The organism is Corallococcus sp. AB049A, from assembly GCF_003668885.1.
GTDB lineage: Bacteria > Myxococcota > Myxococcia > Myxococcales > Myxococcaceae > Corallococcus > Corallococcus interemptor.
Genome location: NZ_RAWL01000280.1, coordinates 1 through 11,471 on the forward strand (window position 1 = coordinate 1; position 11,471 = coordinate 11,471).

The 11,471-nt window shown below is 69.0% G+C and carries 9 protein-coding genes; 4 read left to right on the forward strand and 5 right to left on the reverse strand.

Features of this window, described 5'->3' with window-relative positions; all coding sequences use genetic code 11:
- Positions 1–22 precede the first annotated feature (22 nt).
- Positions 23–871, forward strand: coding sequence for an ABC transporter substrate-binding protein (locus tag D7X55_RS26170; protein ID WP_121724499.1), 849 nt, complete (start codon positions 23–25; stop codon positions 869–871).
- Between the two features lie 41 nt (positions 872–912).
- A complete protein-coding gene (locus tag D7X55_RS26175; RefSeq protein ID WP_120552590.1) occupies positions 913–2,838 on the forward strand; it encodes a BamA/TamA family outer membrane protein in 1,926 nt (641 codons plus the stop codon).
- 15 nt (positions 2,839–2,853) lie between these two features.
- Here the strand turns inward: D7X55_RS26175 and D7X55_RS26180 are convergent, their stop codons facing one another.
- From D7X55_RS26180 to D7X55_RS26190, 3 genes are all read right to left on the reverse strand, one after another.
- Positions 2,854–3,435: an imm11 family protein gene (locus tag D7X55_RS26180; RefSeq protein ID WP_120552592.1), complete on the reverse strand. Its 582-nt coding sequence runs from the start codon at positions 3,433–3,435 to the stop codon at positions 2,854–2,856.
- Between the two features lie 14 nt (positions 3,436–3,449).
- Positions 3,450–4,520 carry an AHH domain-containing protein gene (locus tag D7X55_RS26185; protein ID WP_306437747.1) on the reverse strand — a complete coding sequence of 357 codons (1,071 nt, stop codon included), beginning with the start codon at positions 4,518–4,520 and terminating at the stop codon, positions 3,450–3,452.
- Positions 4,521–4,874: 354 nt separating this feature from the next.
- Positions 4,875–5,654 carry a UPF0489 family protein gene (locus D7X55_RS26190; RefSeq protein ID WP_121724501.1) on the reverse strand — a complete coding sequence of 260 codons (780 nt, stop codon included), beginning with the start codon at positions 5,652–5,654 and terminating at the stop codon, positions 4,875–4,877.
- 130 nt (positions 5,655–5,784) lie between these two features.
- Here D7X55_RS26190 and D7X55_RS26195 point away from each other — a divergent pair, with 130 nt between their 5' ends.
- Positions 5,785–7,926 (forward strand): DPP IV N-terminal domain-containing protein, encoded by a 2,142-nt coding sequence (locus D7X55_RS26195; RefSeq protein ID WP_407921789.1) that lies wholly within the window; start codon positions 5,785–5,787, stop codon positions 7,924–7,926.
- Between the two features lie 147 nt (positions 7,927–8,073).
- Positions 8,074–10,299: a S9 family peptidase gene (locus tag D7X55_RS26200; RefSeq protein WP_121724503.1), complete on the forward strand. Its 2,226-nt coding sequence runs from the start codon at positions 8,074–8,076 to the stop codon at positions 10,297–10,299.
- A 106-nt stretch (positions 10,300–10,405) separates the two neighbouring features.
- Here D7X55_RS26200 and D7X55_RS26205 read toward each other — a convergent pair whose 3' ends face one another.
- Entirely contained in the window at positions 10,406–10,609 is a 204-nt protein-coding gene (locus tag D7X55_RS26205; RefSeq protein ID WP_014397260.1) for a cold-shock protein, read from the reverse strand.
- A 164-nt stretch (positions 10,610–10,773) separates the two neighbouring features.
- Positions 10,774–11,471, reverse strand: a 698-nt coding sequence (gene sucB, locus D7X55_RS26210; protein WP_121724504.1) for a dihydrolipoyllysine-residue succinyltransferase, incomplete at its 5' end; no start/stop codon positions are given.

The following is an 11,471-nucleotide window of genomic DNA, read 5'->3' on the forward strand; positions in this document are numbered from 1 at the left end:
AGATGTTTATAAGAGACAGGCGCTGTTGTCGTCGGCGCCGCGCCATCCGCGGCGGGTGGTGTGCCTGACGGAGGAGACGACGGAGGTGCTCTACCGCATTGGCGCGGGGGACCTGGTCGTCGGCGTGTCGGGGTTCACGGTGCGGCCTCCGGAGGCGCGCAAGAAGCCCCGGGTCAGCTCGTTCCTGGACGCGAACTTCGAGCGGATCCTGGAGCTGAAGCCGGACCTGGTGCTGGGCTTCAGCGACCTGCAGGCGGACATCGGCCGGGAGCTGTGCAAGCGCGGGGTGCCCGTGTACCTGTTCAACCAGCGCTCGCTCGCGGAGATATTGCAGGCGGTGCGGCTGACCGGGGCGCTGGTGGGCCGCGCGGAAGCAGCGGAGGCGCTGGCGCTGGAGCTGGAGAAGAACCTGGAGCGCCACTCGGACGCGGCGCAGTCGCTGCCGAGGCGGCCGCGCATCTTCTTCGAGGAGTGGCACGAGCCGCTCATCTCCGGCATCCGCTGGTGTTCGGAGCTGGTGGAGGTGGTGGGTGGGGTGGACGTGTGCCAGGAGTCGCGCGCGTCGCAGGGGGCGAAGGGCCGCATCTTCGACCCGGAGGAGGTGGCCCGGCGCGACCCGGAGGGCGTCATCGCCAGCTGGTGCGGACGCAAGGCCAGGCGCGAGAAGATCGCCTCCCGGCCGGGTTGGGCCGGCGTGCGGGCGGTGGTGGATGATCAGCTCTACGAAGTGCGCAGCTCATACATCCTCCAGCCGGGACCGGCGGCGCTGTCGGACGGGGTGGAGCAGCTGGCCCGCATCGTGGCGGCCATCGCGAAGGGGCAGAAGCTGCCCATGGCCCGCCCCGGGGACCTGCGCACCGCGCTGACGTGAGTGGGGCTGGCGGCAGGCCCCGCGCATGACAGGATGCGCGCGTGCCGCTCTCACTGCCCGTCCTGCTGGTCACCGTGCTCGCCGCGATGGGGGGACAGGTCGCCCCTGAAGCCGGAGCAGGCAAGCCCCAGGACGTCGCGCCGGCGGATGCGCCCGTGCGCTCGCCGGACGTCAAACCGTCAGGCGTGTCCAACACGGAGGTCGCCGCGCCGCCGCGCTCGGAGGAGGTCCCGGTGGGGAAGGAGGGCCCGCAGCCGCCGGTGCTCCCCGCCGAGGACGCGAGCACGAAGAACTACGAGGAGGCGCTCATCGCCTGGGGCCTGGGCGAGGTCGAGCGCCAGGTGGAGCCCGAGCCCGAGGGCAAGCAGTTGGAAGAGGTGCTCGTCGCCGCGGAGGAGGTGGTGGCGCCGATGGATCCGTATCCATCGCTGCTCAACATCTTCCACGTCCGCACCCGCGACGAAGTCGTCCGCCAGGAGGTGCTGATTTCTCCGGGGCAGCCGTACTCGGCGACCCTGGTCGCGGAGTCGGTGCGCAACCTGCGCAAGCTGGGCCTGTTCTCCGTCGTGCGCGCGGTGCCGGTGAAGGGCAGCGCACCGGACAAGGTCGCGCTGCTGCTGGTGACCAAGGACCTGTGGTCGCTGCGGCTCAACAACGAGTTCTCCGCCGTGGGCTCGCTGCTGCTCTACCTGCGCCTCCAGGGCACGGAGCAGAACTTCCTGGGGCGCGGCAAGAAGGTGGCGCTGGACTTCATCATGCGCCTGGACACGTTCAGCTTCGGCCAGAGCTACACGGACCGGCGCGTGCTCGGCAGCCGCTGGTCGCTGACGGAGTCCGCCGCGGTGCTGATCAACCGCGACACGGGCCGCGCGGAGGGCTCGCGCGGGAGCCTCGTGGTGAGCCGGCCGCTGTATTCGCTGGCCACGCCGTGGAGCCTGAGCACGTCCGTGGCGTGGAACGTGGAGACCGCGCGGCAGTTCCGGGGCGCGGACATCTGGCAGCTCCCGTTCCCGGACGGCGACCCGGTGCCGTACGTCTACAACGCACGCGAGGTGGCGGCGGGCGCGACGTACACGCGCTCCTACGGGCAGCGCTACAAGTGGAACGTGGGCATGGGAGCGGGGGCGTACCACTACGCCTACGCCGCGCCCGTGGCGTCGCAGCTCAGCGACGCGCAGGCGGACTGGTTCCGGCGCAACTACCTGCCGCGCGCGGAGGACGCGGGGTACACGAACTTCTCCCTGAGCGCCTTCGAGGCCCGCTACGCCGTCCTTCGCAACGTGGACTCGTACACGCTGTCGGAGGACTTCCAGCTGGGGCACTCGGTGCTGGCCACGCTGCGCTACGCGCCGCCGGTGTTCCCGTCCGCCGCGCACTTCGCGGAAGGGGGGCTGTCGCTGCGCTACCGCGTGCACTGGGGGGATGCGCTCACCACCGCGTCCGCGGCCGCGTCCATCCGCCAGCAGTTCAGCGCGCGGACGCCCGGCGCGAAGGAGGGGTGGACGAACCGACGCTGGGCCGCGGAGCTGGTGCAGGTGTCGCCGCGCGTGCTGGGCGGGCGCTTCGTGGCGCGCGGCCTTTTGGACGTGAACATCGACGACCTGTCCGAGCGCGTGAGCCTGCTGGGCGGCAGCAACGGCCTGCGCGGCGCGGCGGTGGATGCGTACTCCGGCAAGCGGCTGTTGCTGGTGAACCTGGAGTACCGCACCGCGCCCGTGGTCGTGCGCACGGTGCACCTGGGTGGGGTGTTCTTCCTGGACTCCGGCAGCGCGTTCAACAAGCGGCCGGAGATGGTGACCACCGTGGGCGTGGGCCTGCGGCTGTTGTTCCCGCAGTTCAACGTGTTCCCGTTCCGCATCGACTTCGGCTACGTGCTCAACGGCGACCGGCCGCCCGTGGGCAGCCGCCTGTCGCTCAGCAGCGGGCAGGTGACGGAGTACCGGCCCTCGTTCCTCGACTCACCCTGACGCGGCTCCGGAGCTTCAGCGCTGCGGGGACACATCCTTGAACTGCACCCCCGTGGCGCCGATGGCTTCCAGCGCGAGCTTGATGTCCTCGGAGACGATGAGCGCGATGAGCCAGCCCCAGGTGCGGAAGACCTTCGCGTCCCCTGCCTTGGCCGGGTCGATGCGCAGCCGATGAACCGCTTGATAGGTGCCGACCCGCTCGGGTCTTCCATCCTCCGGCATCCAGTAGCGAACCTCGCCTGAAGCTGTGTCGTCGATGCACTTCATGACGCGCACGACGTTGACGAGGAAGTACGGGTCCGGGGTGTCATCCAGCGCAACCGGAAACAGCTCCACGTCCCCGGGAGCCAGTCGGGACAGCAACTCCGCGACGCGCTGGGAAACGACGGGGACCGCACCGGCATCCGCGAGCGAGAAGTCGAGCGCTCTTCCCCGCGCGTAGGCCGGAACGCGCAGCGTCCCCTCCACATGCGCGGGACTGCCTTGCATGAACAGCCAGGAGCCGTGGTCCTGGCCCTGGGCATCCACGGGCGTCCCAAGCTCCCATCGGCCGGGGAGTGTTACATCGTCCGTGAGCTTGAAGTACCGAGGCGTCACACGGGCATCCTGCCTCATCCACCACTCCGGGTGACCAGCTTGTTGAGCCAGGAGTTCTCCGTGGTGAGCTCCTTCGCGAGGAGCCTCAGCGCCTCCGTCAGGTCGACCCGGCACTGCTGAATCGTCCGGCATGTGCTGGTCGCGAGCCTCAACCGTTCGAAGACCTCCTCGTGGTACTCCTGCGGATGTGGCCCCCTGTGCCCCGGAACGTGAACCTGGTTCTCAGCGTCATTCAGGGACATGCCCGCCTTGTCGAAGAGTTGTTGGTAGCGTGGCGTCCACGGGCCTCCGTTCGCGGTGGACGTGCTGAACTTGTCGGACGCGATGTGGTGCTTCGGTCCCGGCACGTCCACGGGCCCACCCGCCGCCACCGCGCCCGGCGCCAGCGTGAGGAGGATGTCCCCCGTCGTGGACACCGCGACGGAGTGCACCTCCGCGACCGCTCCCAGCCGGAAGCCTCCTTGGGCCACGCCCACGAGTGAGGCCTGCGCCGAACCGGGCAGCGTGGGCACTTTCGCGGCCAATGTCTCCGCGGTGCTGCCCAGTGCCGCCGTGGCCAGCATGACGAAGGCCCGCGCGGCGTTCTCTCCCATCACCCTGCCGTACTGCTCACCCGCATCCCGGAGTGCATCGAAGGTCGTGGCCTCCGCCACCGCTTCCGCGAGCTGTATCCATCCGTGGATGAGGCTCCACACCGTGTCGACGCCCAGGTAGGCGATGAGCACCGCTGTCATCGTCGCCGCGATGCCCTTGGAAACGGGCTCGGGCAACAGCCACAAGCCCAGGTACAGGGCGCCGGTCGTGACGATCATCGAGAGCACCGCCTCGCGGTCCGTCATTCCCCGCAGCGCGTCCTCCGTTTCGTCCCACACCGAGTCCAACGCGATGGAGAAAGCCAGCGTGCGCTTGCCGTCCTCGTCCAGAGTGGGCCCTCGCTCCAGCAGGTGAAGGCAGTCACCGGAGAGAGCCTTGCGCTTGCACCATCGGCCATACGCCGCTGTCAGCGCTTCAGCTGGAGCCTCGGTGAGCCGGAGGTGTCCTCGTCCTGGCTCCTGCACGGAGATGAGCCCCAGGTGTCCACGCACATGGGCATATGGACGTGATGGGAGGGAAGCAGCCAGCAGCCGCAGAGCCGTTTCCCTCGGATGCATGGAAACAGGCGCGGTGCGTGCGAGGTCCGCGACCGTGGCCACGAAGGCGTCTTCACCCAGCGTCGGGGGCCGGATGTCCCGTTGCGGCGCGTGGACACGGGTGGGGCCTCGGCCCGTGCTGAGCCGCACGATCCGGGACGCCGCGCAGCCTGTTGCCACAAGCAGTATCCACGCGATGACGGCTGCGTGCGCCATCCGGACATTGACAGCCGATCCGCGAGGGCGGTGAGGTCTACCCGGGACGTGGAACTGGGACATGGGGAGCGGAACTCTAGCTTCCGGGCAATGTCAGGGCGGTTCGACGCGCAGCAGTTCCCGGAAGAGAACGTCCGCCACGTCGCGGAACAGCTCCCCGGACGCGAGCAGCCCACCGCAGTGATGCGGCTCGCGCGCGAGCGTCAGCGCCACCGCCTTGCCCAGCACCGCGTCCCAGAAGGGCTCCGAGTCCGGGGGCAGCAGGAACTCACGGATGACGGACTTGGGCCACGGCAGCACGGTGGTGGGGTCCGCGTCGCTCAGGCTGGTGAAGCAGTCCAGGTCCACGTCCAGCAGCACGGCGGACGCGGCCTCCAGCACGTCGCGCACCGCGTCCGTGGGACCGGGATGCAGGAACGCCTCCGCCGCGCGGTCCACGGTCGTCACCGTGACGATGCGGTGCGAGCGGCCGCGCGTGTCCACGTAGGTGTCGCCAGGGAAGGAGCCCCGGGGACGCGTGCGCGCGATGATGAGCGCGTCGCCCACGAGGTTCGCCTCCATCGCCGCGACGATGTGGTCGTAGTTGCGCACGTCCAGGCGCCAGCGCGCGTGTTCGTCCAGCGCACGCAGGCCCGCGGAGCGGTCCGGCATGTCCCCGGGGTGCTCCGGCACGACGATGTCCAGGTGCCGGTCCAGCGTGACGAGCAGGGCAGGGGGCCCCGCGTCGCCCAGGGCACACGCCCACGCGGGCAGCGCGAGCCGATGCGGGTCGAACACATAGGCATCCGTCGGCCCCCGGCCTCCACCCAGGCCCAGCCGCACCACGCCCGCGAGGCGCAGATGGCGCAGGGCGTCGTCATTTTTCGAATTCATTCGGGACGAAATCCCTTCCAGGCTCTGGCGTTGAGGGGGTGTCCATCCTGCCGCGAAAGGAGCCCCGTCCCTCGGGGTTCAATCACGCATGCGTCCATTCGTCACCGTCGCGCTGCTGCTCCTCCTGGGGATGCCCGTCCTGGCCCAGGAGTCATCATCCTTCCTGCGCCAGTACGCGGAGACGGGCCGGTTCATGAACGGGCGCCCCGTGAACGCGCGCATCACCCCGGACGAGAAGTCCGTCCTCTTTCTGCGCACGTCTCCCACGTCCAACGTGCGGATGCTCTACGCGTTCGACGTGGCCAGCGGTCAGACACGGGAACTGCTCACGCCCGAAGCCCTGCTCAAGGGCGCGGAGGAGACGCTGTCCCCCGAGGAGAAGGCTCGCCGCGAGCGCATGCGCGTCAGCGCCCGGGGCTTCACGTCCTACAGCCTCTCCGAGGACGGCACGCAGCTGCTGGTGCCCCTCTCCGGACGGCTCTACGTCGTGGACCGCGCGACGGGAAAGTCCACGGAGCTGAAGACGGGCCCCGGCGTCATCGACCCGCGCCTGTCGCCGGACGGCAAGCAGGTCGCGTACGTCCGTGACAACGACGTCTACCGGGTGGACCTGAAGGCCAACCAGGAGAAGCGCGTCACGCAGGGCGGTACGGCGGACAAGACGCACGGCCTGGCGGAGTTCGTTGCTCAAGAAGAGATGAACCGCTTCTCCGGCTACTGGTGGAGCCCGGACTCGAAGTCCATCGCGTACACGGAGTCCGACACGTCCGGCGTGGAGAAGCTCACCGTCGTGGACGTGATGCACCCGGAGCAGCCCGGCGCGACGTTCCCCTATCCGCGCGCGGGTAAGGCCAACGCCAAGGTTCGCCTGGGCATCACGCCCGTCACGGGCGGCAAGACGGTGTGGGCGCAGTGGGACGCGCGGAAGTACCCGTACCTGGCCACGGTGAAGTGGGACAAGGGCGGGCCGTTGACGTTGCTCGTGCAGAACCGGCTCCAGACGGAGGAGCAGCTGCTCGCGGCGGACCCCGCCACGGGCAGGACGCGCGTGCTCCTCACGGAGAAGGACGCGGCGTGGATCAACCTGCACCAGGAGTTCCCACTGTGGCTGGAGGATGGCTCCGGCTTCCTCTGGTACACCGAGCGCAACGGCGCTTCGGAGGTGGAGCTGCGCAAGGCCAACGGAGAGCTGGATCGCTCCGTGGTGAAGCCGGGCGCTGGATTCCGGAGCCTCACCCAGTATGTGCACGCGGACCGGACGCTTTACTTCAATGGCGACCCGAACCCCACGGAGAGCCACCTGTGGCGCGTGAAGGTCGGTGGACAGCCGGAGCGAGTGGCCACCGGCACGCGGGGCCCCGCGGAGGAGCACGGGTTCGTCTCCAAGAACGGGGGCCTCGTCGTCCTCATCCGGCAGAGCCCCAGGACCCTGCCGCGCACGCTGGTGCTCAAGGGCGACGGCATGCTGGTGGGCGAACTGCCCTCCATCGCCCAGGAGCCTCCCTTCACGCCGGACTTCGAGGTGCGCCAGGTGGGCCCGAAGAAGTTCTGGACCTCGCTGGTGAAGCCGCGCGACTTCAAGCCCGGCCAGAAGCTGCCCGTCATCGTGGACATCTACGGCGGCCCCATCGTCACGGTGGTGCATCAGTCCATGGCCGCGCACCTGCTCGACCAGTGGATGGCGGATCAGGGCTTCCTCGTGGTGCGCGTGGACGGACGCGGCACGCCGCTGCGCACCGCCGAGTGGAACCGTGCGGTGAAGGGCGACTTCGCCACCATCACCCTGGATGATCAGATTGAAGCCGTGCAGGCGCTGGCGAAGCAGGTGCCAGAGATGGACCTCTCCCGTGTGGGCATCTTTGGCTGGAGCTTCGGAGGCTACATGTCCGCGCTCGCCGTGATGAAGCGCCCGGACTTCTTCAAGGCCGGTGTCGCGGGCGCGCCGGTGACGGACTGGCGCGACTACGACACCCACGCCACCGAGCGTTACCTGGGCCTGCCGGAAGACAGCCCCCAGGCCTACGACGTGAGCAGCCTGCTGACGTACGCGAAGAAGGAGGGGCCCATCGGAGCGTTGCTGGTGATTCACGGCACCGCGGACGACAACGTGTACTTCTTCCACGCGCTGAAGCTGTCGGATGCCCTCTTCCGCGCGGGCAAGCCGCACCAGCTGTTGCCCCTGTCCGGCCTGACGCACATGGTGGCGGACCCGCTCGTCACGGAGCGTCAGTACGAGCGCGTCATCGCCCACTTCCGGCAGAACCTGAAGTAGCGGGGGGCCCCGCCCGGCACCTGTCCGCTTCCGGTGGGAATCCGCCCCCGGGCCGGACGTTGAGGGGGCCGCGCGGCGGCCGGAGTGTAGGCTTGCCCGCACCTTCCCGCGAAAGGAGCCCCGCCCCGCGCGGGGATTCAGCTACGCATGCGTCAGGTCCTTACCGCCGCCGCGCTTCTCCTCATGAGCAGCGCACCCTCCATCGCCCAGGAGCGCAAACCCTCCGCCATGGCCCCTTCGCAAAAGCAGCCGGACACCTTCCTGCGCCAGTACGCCGAAACGCGCCGCTTCCAGAGCGGGCGCCCGGTGGGCACGCGCATCACCCCGGACGAGAAGTCCGTCCTCTTCCTGCGCACGTCCCCCACGTCCAACGTGCAGATGCTCTACGCGTTCGACGTGGCCGGCGGTCAGGCGCGGGAGCTGCTCACCCCGGAGGCCCTGCTCAAGGGCGCCGAGGAGACGCTGTCCGCCGAGGAGAAGGCCCGCCGTGAGCGCATGCGCGTCAGCGCCCGGGGCTTCACGTCCTACAGCCTCTCCGAGGACGGCACGCAGCTGCTGGTGCCCCTCTCCGGCCGGCTCTACGTCGTGGACCGCGCGACGGGGAAGTCGACGGAGCTGAAGACGGGCCCGGGCGTCATCGACCCGCGCCTGTCCCCGGACGGCAAGCAGGTGGCGTACGTCCGTGACAACGACGTCTACCGGGTGGACCTGGCCGCCAACCAGGAGAAGCGCGTCACGCAGGGCGGCACGGCGCAGAAGACGCACGGCCTGGCGGAGTTCGTCGCGCAGGAGGAGATGAGCCGCTTCTCCGGCTACTGGTGGAGCCCGGACTCGAAGTCCATCGCGTACACGGAGTCCGACACGTCCGACGTGGAGAAGCTCACCATCGTGGACGTGATGCACCCGGAGAAGGGCGGGGAGATCTTCCCGTACCCGCGCCCCGGCAAGGCCAACGCCAAGGTGCGCCTGGGCGTCACGCCTGTCTCCGGCGGCAAGACGGTGTGGGCGCAGTGGGACGCGCAGAAGTACCCGTACCTGGCCACGGTGAAGTGGGACAAGGGCGGGCCGCTGACCCTCGTCGTGCAGAACCGGCTCCAGACGGAGGAGCAGGTGCTGGCGGTGGACCCCGCCACGGGCAAGACGCGCGTGCTCCTCACGGAGAAGGACAACGCCTGGGTGGAGCTGGCCCAGGACTACCCGCTGTGGCTGGAGGATGGCTCCGGCTTCCTCTGGTACACCGAGCGCAACGGCGGCCCGGAGGTGGAGCTGCGCAAGGCCAGCGGTGAGCTGGACCGCTCCGTGGTGAAGCCGGACGCGGGCTACCGCAACCTGGCGCGCTTCGTTCAAGCGGACAAGACGCTCTTCTTCACCGGCGACCCGAACCCCACGGAGAGCCACCTGTGGCGCGTGAAGGCCGGCGGCGCTCCGGAGAAGGTGGCCACGGGCACCAGCGGTCCCGCCGTGGAGAACGGCCTCGTGTCCAAGAACGGCGGCCTCGTCGTCCTCAACACGCAGGGCCCCAAGGCCATGCCGCGCACCGTGGTGCTCAAGGGCGACGGCACGAAGCTGGGCGAGCTGCCGGAGGTGGCGCAGGAGCCCTCCTTCACGCCGAACTTCGAGGTCCGCCAGGTGGGCCCGAAGAAGTTCTGGACGTCCCTGGTGAAGCCGCGCGACTTCAAGCCCGGCCAGAAGCTGCCCGTCATCGTGGAGGTCTACGCGGGCCCCACCGTCACCGTGGTGCACCAGTCCATGGCCGCGCACCTGCTCAGCCAGTGGTTCGCGGACCACGGCTTCCTCGTGGTGAAGGTGGACGGGCGCGGCACCCCGCTGCGCACCTCCGACTGGAACCGCGCGGTGAAGCACGACTTCGCCACCATCACCCTGGATGATCAGATTGAAGCCGTGCAGGCGCTGGCCAAGGAAGTGCCGGAGATGGACCTCTCCCGCGTGGGCATCACCGGCTGGAGCTTCGGCGGCTACATGGCGGCGCTGGCCGCGCTGAAGCGCCCGGACTTCTTCAAGGCCGCGGTGTCCGGCGCCCCGGTGGTGGACTGGCGCGACTACGACACGCACTACACCGAGCGCTACCTGGGCCTGCCGGAAGAGAGCCCCCAGGCCTACGAGGTCAGCAGCCTGCTGACGTACGCGAAGAAGGACAGCCCCATTGGCGCGCTGCTGCTCATCCACGGCACCGCGGACGACAACGTGTACTTCTTCCACACGCTGAAGCTGTCGGATGCGCTGTTCCGCGCGGGCAAGCCGCACCAGCTGCTGCCCCTGTCCGGCCTCACGCACATGGTGCCGGATCCGGTCGTCACCGAGCGCCAGTACGAGCGCGTCATCTCCCACTTCGAGCAGACCCTGAAGAAGTAGGCCGCGCGCGGCGCGATGCCCTGAAAAGGCAGAGGCCCGGTTCCCTTTCGGGGCCGGGCCTCTGTTGCTTCAACCAGTCCGTGAGGAATGGCTGAGACGCGTCACTTCACGCCGCGCGGACGTTCTGCGCCTGCAGGCCCTTCGGACCCTTGGTGACCTCGAACTCCACCTTCTGGCCCTCGGCCAGGGTGCGGAAACCATCCATGTTGATGGCGGTGTGGTGGCAGAACACGTCCTCGCCGCCGCCGTCCTGGGTGATGAAGCCGAAGCCCTTCGCGTCGTTGAACCACTTCACGGTACCAGTTGCCATTGCGCTTCCTTGCGTTTGCGGGGCAGCCGTGGGGAAGGCCACCCGTTCTGCCCGACGACCGGGGAGACAGGCTATTTGTAGTGAAAGGGCCGACTGGAAGTCCAGCCGGCCCGCCGGGATTGCCCGACTTGCGACCCCCACACCGCCATGTGTGGAGGGGTAGGTCAGATGTCGAGCAGCAGGCGCTCGGGGTCCTCGATGCACTCCTTCACGCGCACGAGGAACTGCACCGCCTCCCGGCCGTCCACCAGGCGGTGGTCGTACGTGAGGGCGATGTACATGATGGGCCGGATGACCACCTGGCCGTCACGGGCCACGGGGCGCTCCACGATGTTGTGCATGCCCAGGATGCCCGTCTGCGGCGGGTTCAGGATGGGCGTGGACAGCATGGAGCCGAAGATGCCGCCGTTGGTGATGGTGAACGTGCCGCCGGTGAGGTCCGCCATCGTCAGCTTGTCGTTGCGCGCACGGCCGCCGTAGTCACCGACCGTCTTCTCCAGGTCCGCGAGCGACATCTTGTCCGCGTCACGCACCACCGGCACCACCAGGCCACGGCTGCCGCTCACGGCCACGCCGATGTCGTAGTAGTGCTTGAAGATGACGTCCTCGCCGTCGATCTCCGCGTTGATCTGCGGGAACGCCTTGAGGGCCTCCACGGACGCGCGGATGAAGAAGCTCATGAACCCGAGCTTCACCCCGTGCTTCGCCTGGAACTTGTCGTTGTACTTCTTGCGGAGCGCCATCACCTCGCCCATGTCCACCTCGTTGAAGGTGGTGAGCAGGGCGGCGTTGGACTGGGCCTGGAGCAGGCGCTCGGCCACGCGCTTGCGCAGCGGCGTCATGCGCACGCGCTCCTCGCGCG